Source organism: Rhodanobacter sp. FW106-PBR-R2A-1-15, assembly GCF_058789735.1.
This window is the reverse complement of sequence record NZ_JBYTEM010000049.1, coordinates 1-15,589: the sequence shown is the minus strand read 5'-3', so window position 1 is coordinate 15,589 and position 15,589 is coordinate 1. Positions and strand designations below refer to the sequence as shown.

General features: G+C 68.8%; 8 protein-coding genes. 6 read left to right on the top strand and 2 right to left on the bottom strand.

Going from position 1 to position 15,589, the window contains the following annotated elements:
* Positions 1-54 precede the first annotated feature (54 nt).
* Positions 55-1,470: an ADP-forming succinate--CoA ligase subunit beta gene (gene sucC / locus AC3WTD_RS18050; protein ID WP_492614604.1), complete on the bottom strand. Its 1,416-nt coding sequence runs from the start codon at positions 1,468-1,470 to the stop codon at positions 55-57.
* A gap of 83 nt (positions 1,471-1,553) precedes the next feature.
* Between sucC and AC3WTD_RS18045 the strand changes: the two genes are divergently transcribed.
* Positions 1,554-3,203 (top strand): sensor histidine kinase, encoded by a 1,650-nt coding sequence (locus tag AC3WTD_RS18045; RefSeq protein WP_492614603.1) that lies wholly within the window; start codon positions 1,554-1,556, stop codon positions 3,201-3,203.
* Between the two features lie 3 nt (positions 3,204-3,206).
* Here the strand turns inward: AC3WTD_RS18045 and AC3WTD_RS18040 are convergent, their stop codons facing one another.
* Positions 3,207-4,211 (bottom strand): LacI family DNA-binding transcriptional regulator, encoded by a 1,005-nt coding sequence (locus AC3WTD_RS18040; protein WP_492614602.1) that lies wholly within the window; start codon positions 4,209-4,211, stop codon positions 3,207-3,209.
* A 332-nt stretch (positions 4,212-4,543) separates the two neighbouring features.
* Between AC3WTD_RS18040 and pgmB the strand changes: the two genes are divergently transcribed.
* The 5 genes from pgmB (at position 4,544) to AC3WTD_RS18015 (ending at position 15,408) form a co-directional block, all read left to right on the top strand.
* Complete coding sequence (gene pgmB / locus AC3WTD_RS18035; protein ID WP_492614601.1) at positions 4,544-7,567, top strand: beta-phosphoglucomutase; 3,024 nt, start codon at positions 4,544-4,546, stop codon at positions 7,565-7,567.
* A 77-nt stretch (positions 7,568-7,644) separates the two neighbouring features.
* Positions 7,645-10,191 (top strand): TonB-dependent receptor, encoded by a 2,547-nt coding sequence (locus tag AC3WTD_RS18030; protein WP_027493319.1) that lies wholly within the window; start codon positions 7,645-7,647, stop codon positions 10,189-10,191.
* A gap of 97 nt (positions 10,192-10,288) precedes the next feature.
* Positions 10,289-11,557 carry an MFS transporter gene (locus AC3WTD_RS18025; protein ID WP_027493318.1) on the top strand — a complete coding sequence of 423 codons (1,269 nt, stop codon included), beginning with the start codon at positions 10,289-10,291 and terminating at the stop codon, positions 11,555-11,557.
* An 18-nt stretch (positions 11,558-11,575) separates the two neighbouring features.
* The gene (locus AC3WTD_RS18020) at positions 11,576-13,834 is read left to right on the top strand and encodes a glycoside hydrolase family 65 protein (RefSeq protein ID WP_492614600.1); all 2,259 of its coding nucleotides are present in this window, start codon (positions 11,576-11,578) and stop codon (positions 13,832-13,834) included.
* Between the two features lie 185 nt (positions 13,835-14,019).
* Positions 14,020-15,408 carry a sigma-54-dependent transcriptional regulator gene (locus tag AC3WTD_RS18015; protein ID WP_492614599.1) on the top strand — a complete coding sequence of 463 codons (1,389 nt, stop codon included), beginning with the start codon at positions 14,020-14,022 and terminating at the stop codon, positions 15,406-15,408.
* Positions 15,409-15,589 lie beyond the last annotated feature (181 nt).

Genomic DNA, 15,589 nt, shown 5'->3' with positions numbered 1-15,589 from the left:
GTGCTCTTCGTCACGTGACGGAAAGCATCGCGCACAAGGTGCGCTCCTACAGGGTTATTTGGCCGCAGCCACGGCTTTCTGCGCCGCGTCGTTGAGATCGTCCGCCGGCGTGATCGCCAGGCCGGAATTGGCCAGCAGTTCGCGGCCCTGATCGACATTGGTGCCCTGCAGGCGCACCACCACGGGGATCTTCAGGCCCACTTCCTTGACCGCGGCGATGATGCCCTCGGCGATCAGGTCGCAGCGCACGATGCCGCCGAAGATGTTGACCAGGATGCACTTCACCTTGTCGGAGGACAGGATCAGCTTGAACGCCTCGGTCACGCGCTCCTTGGTGGCGCCGCCGCCGACGTCGAGGAAGTTGGCCGGCTCACCGCCCGCCAGCTTGATCACGTCCATGGTGGCCATGGCCAGGCCGGCGCCGTTGACCATGCAGCCGATCGAGCCGTCCATGGTCACGTAGTTGAGGTTGTTCTGCACCGCGGCCGCCTCGGCGGCGTCTTCCTGGGTGAGGTCGCGCATCGCGGCCAGGTCGGCGTGGCGGAACTCGGCGTTGTCGTCGGAGTTGACCTTGCCGTCCAGCGCGGCCAGGTTGCCGTCCTCGAGGATCGCCAGCGGGTTCAGCTCGACCAGCGAAAGGTCCTTCTCGTTGAACAGCTTGTACAGGCCCAGCATGATCTTGGTCAGCTGGTTGACCTGCTTCGCGGTCAGGTCCATGGCGAAGCCGAGGTTGCGGCACTGATACGGCTGCAGGCCTTCGACGAAGTCCACCACCACGGTGTGGATGTCTTCCGGGGTCTCGCGGGCGACCTGCTCGATGTCCACGCCGCCGTGCTTGGAGGCGATGAAGGACACGGCCTTGGAGTCGCGGTCCACCAGCACCGACAGGTACAGCTCCTTGGCAATGTTGGTGGCATCGGTCACCAGCACCAGGTTCACCGGCAGCGCGCGGCCGGCCGACTGGTAGGTTTCCATGCGGGTGCCGAGCATGCCCTTGGCGGCGGCGTGGACGTCGTCCAGGCTCTTGCAGAACTTGACGCCGCCGGCCTTGCCGCGGCCGCCTGCGTGGATTTGCGCCTTGACCATCCACTGCGAACCGCCAAGCGCCTTGGCGGCGTCGACGGCAGCATCGGGGGAACTGGCGATCTTGCCCGGCGGCACGGCGATGCCGTACTGCGCGAACAGTTCTTTGGCCTGGTATTCGTGGAAATTCATTCGATACCTCGAGCGAACGGAGAAACGATGGCGGCCGCACGCGACACAACAGCGTGGGTCAGGAAAGTCGGACGGCGGATAGAGGCGCTGCCGATGCAGTGCGCCTGCCGGACCGAACCGGCAAACCGCGCAATACGGCCGCTTATTTTCGCGGAAGCGGGCGCCGATGGAAAGGGCCGTCGCCAGCCTGGTGCCGACCGGCGGCCACCGGAGCGCCCGCGCGGGCTGGTTCCAGGCGTTTTTTGCCGCGCTCACAGCGCCGACCGGCGCGTCTATACTCGCCCGACCGCGGAAATGCGCCGCTCCAACCGGTACATCCCTCCAGTATAGGCCGCACGATGTCCAGCACAGCACCCCTGACCGGCCAGCGCGCGGGCGTCGCGACGATCCGCCATGAGCTGACCTTCCTCAACGCGTTCCGGCTGGTGCAGGCGCTGGTCTACGCCGGGCTGGCCTTCAGCCCGCCGGGGCTGGGCTGGCCCGAGCTGGCCAAGCCCGACTTCGCCCGCGGCGTGACCATGCTGTACCTGGTCTTCGCGCTGGTCATGCTGCTGTTCAACCGGCGCAGCATGCCGTACGCACGCACGGTGGTGGCGACGACCCTGGCGGTGGACATCGCCGCCGCCGTGCTGGCGATCGCCGCGATGCACGATGCGCGCATCGGCATCGCCATGATGCTGGCGGTGAACCTCAGCGCCGGCGCGCTGATCCTGCCGCTGCGGCTGTCCAGCTTCTTCGCCGCGCTGGCCACGCTGGGCATGCTCGGGCATACCTTCTTCGGCACCTCGGCCAGCCCCGGCGACCGCGACCTGCTGGAGGCCGCGCTGTTCGGCCTGGCCTATTTCGCCACCACCACGCTGTGCCACGTGCTGGGCCGGCAGCTGCGCGCCACCGAGGCCCTGGCCGAGCAGCGCAGCACCGACCTGGCCAACCTGGCCCAGGTCAACGAGTTGATCATCCGCCGCATGAAGACCGGCGTGCTGCTGGTGGACGACGCCAACCGCATCCACCAGATCAACGAATCGGCCTGGATGCTGCTGGGCAACCCCGGCGCCGACCAGCGCGACCTTGGCCAGCTGGCGCCGGAACTGTCGCGCCGGCTGTACCACTGGATGACCTCGGGCAAGCTGGACGAGACCGCCACCCAGCTCGCCGACGGCGTGCCGGAGGTGGTGCCGCGCTTCACCCGGCTGGCGCCGAACGACGACTCGCACGTGCTGATCTTCCTCGACGACACCTCGCTGCTGTCGCGTCGCGCCGAGGAACTCACGCTGACCTCGCTGGGCCGGCTGTCCGCCTCGATCGCGCACGAGATCAGGAACCCGCTGGCGGCGATCCGCTACTCGGCCCAACTGCTGGCCGAATCGACCAGCATGGATGCCACCGACCAGCGCATGGTCGAGATCATCAACAACCACTGCATCCGGCTCAACGAGATCATCGAGAACATCCTGCAGCTGTCGCGGCGCGAACGCTCGCGACCGGAAACGCTGGACCTGGGCCACTGGGCGCACGCCTTCGTCGAGGAGTACTGCCAGGGCAACGACCTCGGCGCCGACTCGCTGCGCGCGATCGCCAACGGCAGCACCCCGGTGGCGGCGGTGGCCGACCCGCAGCAGTTGCAGCAGGTGGTGTGGAACCTGGTGCAGAACGCGCTGCGCTACGGCCGCCTGCCCGGCGAACCGGCGCGGGTGATGGTGGTGGCCCGGCAGGGCGAGCACGGCGTGCCGATCCTGGAAGTGATCGACCGCGGCCCCGGCATCGCGCCGAAGGTGGCCGCGCAGATCTTCGAGCCGTTCTACACCACCCACGAGTACGGTACCGGCCTGGGCCTGTACCTGGCCCGGCAGATGAGCGACGCCAACCAGGCCGCGCTGGAATACGTGCGCGTGGCCGGCGGCGGCAGTTGCTTCCGGCTGGTACTCACTCCGCCGGCGCGCAGCCCGGCCGACGCCGCCGAAACCGCGCAGGCCGATACCGCGCGCTGAAGCTCAGGTGGCGCGCACGATCAGGCTGACCGGCAGGCTTTCCGGGCTGGCCGGCTCGCCCTCGATCAGCGCCAGCACCTTGCGCGCCAGCAGCATGCCGCCCTCCTGCCAGTCCTGCCGCACCGAACTCAGCGGCGGCAGGAAACTGGCGCCCAGCGGCATGTCGTCGTAGCCCACCACCGAGACGTCGGCCGGTACCGAGCGCCCCAGGTCCAGCGTGGCGCGGATCGCGCCCATCGCCAGCAGGTCGTTGCAGGCGAAGATCGCGTCGAAGCCGACCTTGCGCTGGTGCAGCGAGCGCACCGCGTCCATGCCCGAGTCCACGGTGAACTCGTCGCGCCGCATCAGCAGCGGCTTGATCCCGCGCAGCGCCAGCGCGTCGATGAAGCCGTTCAGGCGCTCGAAGATTTCCGGGTGGCTGGGGTTGCCGATGAACACCGGCCGGCGCCGGCCCAGCGCGATGAAGTGCCGCGCCACCACCGCGCCGCCGAGGCGATTGTCGCTGCCCACCACCACGTGCGCGTCGCTGGCCGACTGTGCGCCCCACACGACCATCGGCAGGTTCAGCTTGTCAAACCGGCGCACCGCGTCCTGGTGCGCGCCCTGGCCCAGCAGGATCAGCCCGTCGGCGGCCTGCACCGCCGCCGCGCTGGCGCCCTGGCGGGTGGTCAGCAGCACGCTGTAGCCGGCCGCGGTCAGTTCCTGCGAGATGCCGCCCAGCAGCACCAGCGGGTAGGGATCGAACATGGTGCGGTCGGTGGACGGCTTCATCTCCACGATTACCGCCACGGTATGGCTGCGGCGCAGACGCAGGTTGCGCGCGCTGATGTTGAGCTTGTAGTCGTGCTCGCGCGCCAGCGCCTGGATCCGCTCGCGGGTCTGCGGATTGACCAGCAGGCTGTTGCCCAGCGCCCGCGAGACGGTGATCTTGGATACCCCGGCCAGCTCGGCCAGGTCGGCCATGGTCAGGCCGCCCGACGCGTGATGGCGCGCGTCCTTCTTGCTCAACTGCCCGGTTCCCTGTTGGTCTGGCCGATCCCGGCCCGGTGCCGCGACGCTGCCGGACGGCAGCGATGGCCCAGGCCGGCGCCCGCAGTGTGTCGACATTCACCCTGCCGATGCAAGCTCGCGCCGCGCCGGCGTTTGCACCGGCCGCACACCGGCGCGCATGGCGGGCGCGAGGCTCCGGCCGCCGCCTCCTGTCGCAGCTTGGTCATGGCGATCCCCACAGCAATTGTTATCGGTATCTTGATACCGATAACAATTGCTGCCAAGCTCGCCGCCAGCCGCAGCCTCGCGGGCCGCCCGGCCCGGTGCGCCGGACGGAGAAATGGGGACTCATGGTGGACAGCTACGCAGCCGTGCTGCTCGATGCCGAGGTGCCGTCCGTCGGCGCCGAGGTCGTGATCGACCCCTGGCTGCTGGTGCGCCACGGCACCGACCCGGCCGGCTTTGCGCAGGACGAGAGCCTGTTCGCGCTGGCCAACGGCACCCTCGGCGTGCGCGGCAACCTGGAGGAAAGCGACAGCGCCAGCCAGGCCACCCTGCTGTCCGCCGTGTGGGAACGCAGCCCGATCGACTACCACGAACGGTTCCCCGGCTTTGCCGCGCATACCGACACGCGCATCCCGGTCGCCGACGCCGCGCGCATCCACCTGCACCTCGGCGACACGCCGGTACGGCTGGACCAGGGCACCTGGCTGCATTTCGAACGCGTGCTCGACCTGCGCCAGGGCTGCTACCGGCGCCGCTTGCGCTGGCGCTCGCCGGAAGGCGCCACGCTGGAGATCGAGGCCGAGCGCATCGTGAGCCTGGAAGACGCCGGGCTGCTGGCGATCCACTACCGCGTGCGCTCGCTCGACTACGCCGGGCCGATCACGCTGGAGTCGTCCATCAGCACCGCGCGCGAAGCCGCCGAGCAGGGCTTCGATCCACGCATCGGCAGCCGCATCGACGGCGGCCTGGGTACCTGCGACGCCCACGCCGGGGAAGACCTCGCCTGGGTCGGCCAGCAGACCACCCACAGCGGCATCCGGCTGGTCTGCGCGCAGCGGCACCGGCATGCCGGCGAGCTGCGCTTCCGCCACGCCAACCTGGCACCGCACGGCGTCACCCAGGTCTACGAGGGCGTGCTGGCGCCCGGCCAGGCGGTCAGCCTGGAAAAATACGTCGCCTATGCCTTCAGCTCGCCGTTGGGCGGGGATCAGGCCACCGACCTGCTCGCCCGCGCCCGCGCCTCGCTGGATACCGCCGACGCACTCGGCTACCCGGCGCTGCTGGCGCGCCAGGCCCGGGCTCTGTCCACGTTGTGGGCGCAGGCCGACCTGGCCATCGACGGCGACCCGACGACCGAGCAGGCGCTGCGCTTCAACCTGTTCCATCTGTTCCAGTCGAGCAGCCGCGACAGCCACGGCACCACCGCCGCCAAGGGCCTCACCGGGGAAGGCTACGAAGGCCACTATTTCTGGGACGCCGAGGTGTTCATGCTGCCGGTGCTGGCCACCCTGGCGCCGGAACTGGCGCGCGCGATGCTGCTGTACCGCTACCGCACGCTGGACCACGCGCGCCGCCATGCGCGTGAGCTGGACCACCCGCACGGCGCGCTGTACGCGTGGCGCACGATCAGCGGCGACGAGTGCTCCTCGTACTTCCCCAGCGGCTCGGCGCAGTACCACATCAACGCGGCAGTGGCCTGGGCGATCCGCCTCTACGTCGACGCCAGCGGCGACGACGCGTTCCTGCTCGCGCACGGTGCCGAAATGCTGTTCGAGACCGCGCGCATCTGGCTGCAGATCGGACACTTCAGCGCGCGCCACGGCGGCGCCTTCTGCATCCACGAGGTGACCGGCCCGGACGAATACTCCGCCCTGGTCGACAACAACCACTACACCAACCGCATGGCGCAGCGGCACCTGCAGGACGCCGCCGACGTCGCCGACTGGATGGCGCTGAGCCACCCGGCCGAACATGCCGCGCTGGGCGCGCGCATCAACCTGCAGGCGGACGAGGCAAGCCAGTGGCGCCGCGCCGCGCGCGCGATGCACCTGCCGGTGGACGCCGCGCTCGGCATCTTCCCGCAGGACGACGGCTTCCTCGACAAGCCGCGCCTGCCGCCGCAGCTCGCCGCCACGCCCGGCCGGCAGCCGCTGCTGCTGCAGCTGCATCCGCTCACCCTCTATCGCCACCAGGTCTGCAAACAGGCCGATACGCTGCTGGCCCTGATGCTGGCCGGCGAGCAGGTCGAGGTGGCCGCCAAGCGCCGCAACTTCGACTACTACGAAGGCGTCACCGTGCATGACTCCACCCTGTCCGCCTCCACCTTTGCGGTGCTCGCGGCCGAAGTGGGCTACGCCGACAAGGCGCACGGTTATTTCCTCGACACCCTGCGGGTCGACCTGGACGACCTGCACGGCAACGCGGCGCACGGCCTGCACATGGCGGCAATGGCCGGCAGCTGGCTGGCGCTGAGCTGGGGCTACGGCGGGCTGCGTGTGCACGATGGCCTTCCCGCGCTGGCGCCGCGGCTGCCGGCGGCATGGAAAAGCTACCGCTTCGGCCTGCGCTGGCGCGGGGCGCACCTGCGCGTGGAGGTCGACGGCGACGGCGCGCGCTACACCCTCACCGAGGGCAGCTCGCTCACCTTCCTGCACGACGGCCTGCCGCAGCGCCTGCACGCCGGCCAGCCGTTGCACCTGCCCTGCGCGGGCTCCGTCGCTCCGCCGCCGCTGAAGGCGGTGGTGTTCGACCTCGACGGCGTGCTCGCCGACACCGCCGTGTTGCACCGCGCGGCATGGCAGCAGCTGGCCAACGAGATCGGCGCGCCGCTGGACGAAATCACCGCCGGGCGCATGAAGGGCGTGGACCGTCGCGGCTCGCTGGACATCCTGCTGGAGCACGCGCCGCGCTCCTACAGCGAGACGGAGAAGGAAGCGCTGGCCGCACGCAAGAATGCCCACTATGTCGAACTGATCGGGCGCCTCGGCCCGCAGGACCTGCTGCCCGGCGCGCGCGCCGCGGTGGAGTCCGTGCGCCGCGCCGGGCTGAAGACCGCGCTGGCCTCGGCCAGCCGCAACGCGCCGCAACTGCTCGATCGGCTGGGTATCGCCACGCTGTTCGACTGCGTGGTCGACGCCGGCCGCATCGCCCGCTCCAAGCCCGACCCGGAGATCTTCCTGGCGGCGGCGCGCGGGCTGGGGCTGGCCCCGGGGGAATGCCTTGGCGTGGAAGACGCCGCGGCGGGCATCGCCGCCCTGCACGCGGCGGGCATGGCGGCGGTCGGCATCGGCCGCGCGCAGGAGCTGGACCAGGCGGATGTGCTGCTGCCGGACATTGCCGCGTTCGACATCAGCCGTTTCATAGCATGAGCGGCCCTTCCGCGCAGCCGGCACGCTGCGTTGCGCGGTCAAAAACAATTCAACTCAACTGGTGGGGAGTAACCGAAATGAAGACCAAAAAGCTGTCGAGACTGAGCCTTCCGGTGGCCATTGCCGCCATCCTGTTCTGCGGCGCGGCCGTGGCCCGGGACGCCACGCCCGCGCCGGCGCCAGCCAGCCAGGCGCCGGCGAAGAAGAGCACGGCCGAGCAGAAGGCCGACGCCGCCAAGGCCAAGTCCCTCGAGCAGGTGGTGGTGACCGGAAATACCGCCACTGGCGGCCTGCGCAAGATCGACACCAGCTACTCGGTCACCACCGCCTCGGCCGAGCAGATCAAGATGGCCAACCCGAAAAGCACGGCGGACCTGCTGAAGATCTCCCCCGGCATGTGGCCGGAATCCACCGGCGGCCAGACCGGCGCCAACATCGAGATCGCCGGCTTCCCGGGCGGCGGCGACGCGCCCTACTTCAGCACCCAGTTGATGGGCTCGCCGCTGTACGGCATGCCCACCCTGTCGTTCTTCGAGACCACCTCGCTCTTCCGCCTCGACGACACCGTCGAGCGGGTGGAGATCCTGCAGGGCGGCCCGTCGGTGGTGTTCGGCGACGGCCAGATCGGCGCCACCGCGAACTTCATGCTGAAGACCGGCACCGACGTGCCCAGCGGCAGCGTGGGCGTCACCTACGGCAGCGAGAACCTGCGCCGCGTGGACGGCTTCCTTGGCTTCCCGCTCGGCAACAACTGGTACGGCAGCGTGGGCGGCTTCTATCGCGATTCCGACGGCGTGCGCGACCCGCAGTTCGCCGCGGACAAGGGCGGCCAGTTCACCGCCACGCTGAGCCACGACAGCGACAACGGCAGCCTGACCCTGTACGCGCGCCACCTCGACGACAAGAACCAATTCATCACGCCGATTCCGCTGCTGCAGAGCGGTACCGACCATTTCAGCGCCTACCCCGGCTTCGATCCGCTGACCGACACCTACTACAGCAAGGCGATCCAGCACGTGCAACTGCCCGGCTACCCCGGCGGCGGCACCGACGCCAACCTGGCCAACGGCCGCGGCACCAAGTTCAGCTTCTTCGGCGGCAACTTCGACTACGACCTGGGCAACGGCTGGAACATCTCGGACAAGTTCCTGCTCGACGGCGGCGACGTCGACACCAACGCGCTGTTCTCGGGCAACAACCCCGGCCGCATGAGCGACATGCTCTACACCAACGACCCGAGCATGGGCGGCTTCGGCCTACCCGCCGGCTCGGCCACCGCCAGCTACGTGAACGGCGGCGGCCTGGTCGACCCGAACCAGAGCGTGATCCACCAGGGCTGGTGGTACATCCACAAACACCTGAAGAACATCAGCAACGATTTCCGCCTGAGCAAGGAGCTGTTCGAGGGCAACACGCTCACCGGCGGCCTCTACCTGGCCCACTACACCATGAACGACAAGTGGGCGCTGGGCAACCAGATGCTGATGACCAACGCGCCGAACGCGCAGCCGATCCGGGTCAGCTACGTCGACAACGGCCAGACCAAGTACCTCACCGACGGCCAGGGCTTCCTCGACTACGGCGCCTACAACATCGCCCAGCACGGCAGCGCCACCAACAAGGCGTTCTACCTGTCCGATGTGTGGCGCATCGGCAAGTGGCTGATCGACGTGTCCGGCCGCATCGAGAACGAGAACGCCACCAACAACGTGTGCAACCTCACCAACGTCAACCTCGACGGCAACTTGAACACGCTGTACGACAACAGCGTGCCGGTATGCAACGGCACCTGGGCGAAAACCCGCTACGACAAGACCCACCCGTCGTGGACCGTCGGCGTGAACTACGAGCTGGCCGACAACATGAGCGTCTACGTGCGCGCCAACAAGGGCGCGCACTTCGGCGACTTCGACAACGCGCTGCGCGGCAACACCACCGGCAACACCCCGCCGCTGCAGAAGGTGCAGAACTTCGAAGGCGGCTTCAAGTACCAGTCCGACCTGTTCTACGCCGACATCAGCGTGTACCACCGCCAGTTCAACGGCCTGGCCTACCAGCCCACCAACGGCCAGGGCGTGCCGGTCGGCGGGCAGGCGCTGTACGGCTCCGACTCCAAGGGCGTGAACCTCGCTGGCGCGGTCACACCGTTCGAGAACTTCAAGCTGCAGGTGGTCGCCAACTATCTGGACGGCCACTACACGCACAACAACTCCTGCTTCCTGTTTACCGACCTGGTCAGCGGCTCCACCCAGTGCATCGGCATCAACGGCAAGCAGCTGCAGCGCCAGCCGAAGGTGCGCTACATGCTCACACCGAGCTACCGCCTGCCGTTCTCCTGGGGCGACGTCACCGCCTTCGTGACCTACACCCACGTCGGCGCGCACACCCAGGACCAGTCCGCGCTGCAGCAGCTCGGCAGCTACAACACCTGGGACTTCGGCATCGTCGCCAATGTGGAAAAGAGCTGGCAGATCCGCCTGCAAGGCACCAACATGACCGACGAACTGGGCCTGACCGAGAGCAACTCGCGCATCTTCGGCTCCGCCGCCGGCACCGATGGCGTGATCCTCGCCCGCCCGATGGAAGGCCGCGAGGTCAACGTGACGGTGAAGTACCTGTTCTAAGCCTGGGTTGTTGCAGGGCACGCGGTCCGGACCGAAACCTCAGAGCGGTCCGGACCGCGTTTTTCCGCCGTACCGACACCGTACCGCCGGGGGTGACATGAACCGAATCCGCATGATTGTCGCGCTGGCACTGATCTACATGATCTTCGCGATCCTGCTCAACAGCGTCGGCACGGTGATCCTGCAGTCGATCGCCACGTTCGGCATCGACAAGCCCGCGGCCAGCGCGCTGGAGCGCTACAAGGACCTCACCATCGCGTTTACCTCGTTCCTGGTCGCCTCGTTCCTGCCGATGTTCGGCTACCGGCGCTCGATGATGCTGGCGCTGGCGATCGTCGGCGCCGCCTGCGTGCTGATGCCGCTCTACCCCAGCTTCCTGACCACGCGGCTGCTGTTCGCCTGCGTGGGCGTCGGCTTTGCGATGGCCAAGGTCTGCGTGTATTCCTCGATCGGCCTGCTCACCACGGACCGCGTCGCCCACTCGCGGCTGACCAACACCATCGAAGGCCTGTTCATGCTCGGCGTGCTCGGCGGCAACTGGCTGTTCAGCGCGTTCGTCGACCCGCTGCACCCGGGCAACCCGGTGTGGGTCAACGTGTACTGGCTGCTGGCAGGCGCCTGCGCGCTGGTGATCGTGCTGCTGGCCAGCAGCCGCCTGGACGAAAGCGCCGCGCACGCGCACGGGCACAACAATTCGTTCTCCGACTCGCTGCTGGAGATGCTGCGGCTGTTCGTGCGGCCGCTGGTGTACGTGTTCCTCGCCTCGGCGTTCCTGTACGTGCTGATCGAGCAGAGCTTCGGCACCTGGCTGCCCACCTTCAACAACGAGATCCTGAAGCTGCCGAACACGATGAGCATCCAGTTCGCCAGCATCCTCGCCGGCATGACCGCGCTGGGCCGCATCGGCGCCGGCGTGGTGCTCAAACGCGTGCGCTGGCACGTACTGCTCAACGCATGCGTGGTGGCGATGGCCGTCCTGGTCGTGCTGGTGCTGCCGCTGGCGCGCGGCGTGGTGGCGCGGTCGGACGTCGGTTGGTTCAACGCGCCGCTGGCGGCGTACCTGATCCCGCTGCTCGGCCTGCTGATGGCGCCGATCTACCCGGTGATCAACTCGGTGGCGCTGAGCTCGCTGCCCAAGCCGATGCATGCGGCGATGACCGGCCTGATCGTGGTGTTCTCCGCGCTCGGCGGCACGCTGGGCTCGTACATCACCGCCCGGGTGTTCGCCAGCTTCGACGGCATCCACGCGTTCTATTTCTCGCTGCTGCCGATGAGCCTGATCCTGGCCACGCTGTTCCTGTTCAAGCGCGAGACCGACCGCGCCGGCGCCGAGGCGCCGGTGGCGATCAGGATCACCGCGAAATAGCCGCCGCCTGCAGCGATCATGAAACTGCGCCATGCACTCCTCGCCGGCCTGTTCCTGATCGTCGCCGCGCCGGCGCAAGCCGCGACCGACCCCAGCTTCCTGCTGACGGCCACCGCGAAGGACTTCGCCAGCTACTTTCCCGGCCAGCTCGGCAACGGCTACCAGTCGACGCTGACCTCGCCGCGCGGCACCGAGGGCAACCTGGCCTACCTGGTCGCGTTCATGGACTACGCCAAGGACGATATTTCGCGTCCCGCCGCGGTGCCCGGCTGGAGCGAGATCGACTACAGCACCGGCCACTCGCCAGCCGGCCACTTCTGGCTCAACCGGGCCGCGCTGGACCCGGCCGTGTTCCAGGACTACCAGCAGCAGCTGAATATGCGCGAGGGCACGCTCACCACGCGCTACCGCTACCTCGACCATGGCCGGGCCACGCGCATCGAGGTGACCAGCCTGGTCAGCCAGGCCTCGCCCCATCTCGCCGCGACGCGGCTGTCGATCACGCCGGAGTTCGACGGTGAGGTGCAGCTGTCGTTCGCGCTGAACCTGTGGGCGCCGCACCAGCCGCGCTTTCCGCTGGCGCGGCTGAGCGGCGACGAGATGCAGGAGGCGGTGGCGGCGCACAAGCTGAAGCTCGAACCGGTCGCGCCGGCCACGCCCGACCGCGCGGTGCTCTGGTACCACGGCGACACCCACGTCACGGCCGCCGACGGCGACGCGGCCGACCGCACGCTGTGGCTGGACGGCCGCGCCGAACAAGGTCTGTCGATGGCCGAGGCGGCTGCGATCGAGCTGCCCGCGGACCTGCAGCCCAGCGACCTGCGGGTCTACCGGAGCCGTTATCGGCTGGCGCTGAACCTCACCGCAAAGGTGCGCAAGGGCCAGACCTACACCTTCACCAGGTTCGTCGCGCTGTCGCGCGCGGGCTGGGGTGGCGACGCGAAGGCGGACCGCACGCTGGCCACGGCCGCGCGCACGGCTGGCTTCGATCGCCTGCTGGACGCGCACCGCCACGCCTGGAGCGAACTGTGGCAATCGGACATCCTCATCGACGGCGATCCGCAGGCGCAGCAGGTCGTGCACTCCGACCTTTACTACCTGCTGTCCAACGTCACCGCCGACACCGCCTGGCCGACCGGCGCCTGCGGCATGACGCCCGGCTACGCCGGCCACGTGTTCTGGGACAGCGACACCTGGGTCTTTCCCGCGCTGCTGCTGTTGCATCCGCAGCGGGCGAAATCGCTGGCGATGTTCCGCTCCCGCACCCTGCCGGCGGCCGAGGCCCGGGCGCAGGCGCGCGGCCTGCGCGGCGCGATGTTCCCGTGGGAGGCCGATCCGCAGAACGGCAGCGAGCAGACGCCGCACATGGCCTACGTGCTCGGCGAGCGCGAGATCCACGTCAACGCCGACGTCGCCATCGCCCAATGGCAGTACTACCTGGCCAGCGGCGACCGCCAGTGGCTGGCCCGCCACGGCTGGCCGGTGATCCGCGACGTGGCGGATTTCTGGGCCAGCCGCGCGACCTGGGTGGCAGACCGGCACCGCTACGAGATCCACCACGTCACCTCTGTGCTGGAGGCCTACAACGACGTGCCGAACGACACCTTCACCAACGCCTCGGCGCGCAAGGCGCTGGAGATCGCCGTCGCCGTCGCGGCCGTGGTCGGCGCAAGACCGGACCCGCACTGGTCGGAGGTCGCGGCGCAGCTGTACATCCCGTTCTCGGTGAAGGACGGCCACCATCTGGATTTCGACGAAAACGTGCCGCACGACATCGACGCCTGGGGCGACACCGCGCTGCCGGCGCTCGCCTATCCCTCGCTGGACCTGCCGATGAGCGCCGAGGTGCGCCGCAACGATTTCGACTACGCGATGACGCTGACCGGCCGCTCGCAGCAGGAGCCGAACAGCATGGGGCTTTCGCCGGTGTCGATCGCCGCCGCCGCGCTGGGCGACGCGCAGACGGCCGGCGCCTGGTTCCAGCGCAACCTGACCACCCGCGTGCTGCAGCCGCCGTTCAACGTGCGCACCGAGACCGCCACCAACAACACCGGCTATTTTCTGACCGCCTCGGGCGGCCTGCTGCAGAACATCCTCTACGGCTTCACCGGCCTGCGCCTGAAACGGGACGGACTGGTCGAAGCCTACGCGCCGGTGCTGCCACCGGCGTGGAAGTCGTTCACGCTGAGGCACGTAAGCCTGCGCGGCCGCTACTACGACATCACGGTGCGCCGCGCCGCCGACGGCAAGCCGGAGCTGGTCCGCCACGCGCTCTGAACCGCCGGCGCCGGGTTGCAGGCCCTGGCCGGTATGCGGCCATGGGCATTTCGCCCAGCCGCCGATGCCCGCATCGCATGCGGCGACGCTGCGCTGTTTCGACCGCCGCCCGGACGGCCGCCGATCTTTGCCCCGCAGCCCGCGGCCGGTTATTCTCTGACGCATCGTTTGCCACGCGCCATGCCATGAATCCCCAGACCGTTTTGGTCATCGACGATGAACGCGACATCCGCGAACTGCTGACCATCACGCTGGGACGGATGGACCTGCAGGTCGACGCCGTCGGCACCGTCGCCGAGGCACGCCGCGCACTGGCCGAACGCAGTTACGACCTTTGCTTCACCGACATGCGGCTGCCCGACGGCACCGGCCACGAAATCATCGAACTGATTGCCGCGGAGCATCCCGACATGCCGGTGGCGATGATCACCGCCTACGGCAACGTCGACGCCGCAGTGAACGCGCTGAAGGCCGGCGCATTCGATTTCGTCTCCAAGCCGGTCGACATCCAGATGCTGCGCGGGCTGGTGCGCACCGCGCTGCGTCTGGCCGAGGAACGGCGCAGCGGCGCCGCCGCCGCGAAGACCGGCGACTCCAGCCGCCTGATCGGCGACTCCAACGCCATGCAGCAGGTGCGCGCCACCATCGCCAAGCTGGCGCGCAACCAGGCGCCGGTGTACATCGCCGGCGAATCCGGTGTAGGCAAGGAGCTGGTGGCGCGACTGATCCACGAGCAGGGCCCGCGCGCCAGCGGCCCGTTCGTGCCGGTCAACTGCGGCGCGATCCCGTCCGAGCTGATGGAAAGCGAGTTCTTCGGCCACCGCAAGGGCAGCTTCACCGGCGCCAGCACCGACAAGGAAGGCCTGTTCCAGGCCGCCCAGGGCGGCACGCTGTTTCTCGACGAGGTGGCCGAGCTGCCGCTGCACATGCAGGTGAAGCTGCTGCGTGCGATCCAGGAAAAGGCGGTGCGCCCGATCGGCGGCCGCGACGAGATCCCGGTCGACGCGCGCATCCTGTCGGCCACCCACAAGAACCTCGGCCAGCTGGTCGAGCAGGGCCAGTTCCGCCAGGACCTGTTCTACCGCATCAACGTGATCGAGCTGCGCGTGCCGCCGCTGCGCGAACGCCGCGGCGACGTGTCGCAGCTGTCCGCGTTCATCCTCAAAGCACTGGCCGGCAAGAGTGGGGAAAGCATCGGCCAGCTGTCGCCGTCCGCCCGCGGCGCGCTGGAAGCCTACGACTTCCCCGGCAACGTGCGCGAGCTGGAGAACATCCTCGAACGTGCGATGGCGATGTGCGACGGTAGCACCATCGAGGCGGCCGACCTGATGCTGCCGCAGCGCAGCGCGCGGCCCAGCCACGAACCGGCGGCACCGGGACAGCCGCCGGCACCCGCCGCGGCCGCCAGCACCGGCGCGGACGGCGGCCTCGACGACTACATCAGCAACCTCGAGCGCACCGCCATCGTCAAGGCGCTGGAGGAATCGCGCTACAACAAGACCGCCGCCGCCCGCAAACTCGGCATCACCTTCCGCGCGCTGCGCTACAAGCTGAAGAAGCTAGGCATCGACTAAAGGCGCAACCTGAGGTCTCCCTGTAGGAGCGCACCCTGTGCGCGATGCTTTCCGTCACGTGATGAAGAGCATCGCGCACAGAGCCTGCCCCGGACTCGATCCGGGGGTGCGCTCCTTAGGTCTTGATGTCCGACCTGTCAGGGTCGAGCATTCCCGACTGATCATCGGGGGAACCGGGTGA

Coding starts and splice junctions, on each gene's coding strand:
- AC3WTD_RS18045 (WP_492614603.1), top strand. CDS start 1,554: ATGTCCAGCACAGCACCCCTGACCGGCCAGCGCGCGGGCGTCGCGACG.
- pgmB (WP_492614601.1), top strand. CDS start 4,544: ATGGTGGACAGCTACGCAGCCGTGCTGCTCGATGCCGAGGTGCCGTCC.
- AC3WTD_RS18030 (WP_027493319.1), top strand. CDS start 7,645: ATGAAGACCAAAAAGCTGTCGAGACTGAGCCTTCCGGTGGCCATTGCC.
- AC3WTD_RS18025 (WP_027493318.1), top strand. CDS start 10,289: ATGAACCGAATCCGCATGATTGTCGCGCTGGCACTGATCTACATGATC.
- AC3WTD_RS18020 (WP_492614600.1), top strand. CDS start 11,576: ATGAAACTGCGCCATGCACTCCTCGCCGGCCTGTTCCTGATCGTCGCC.
- AC3WTD_RS18015 (WP_492614599.1), top strand. CDS start 14,020: ATGAATCCCCAGACCGTTTTGGTCATCGACGATGAACGCGACATCCGC.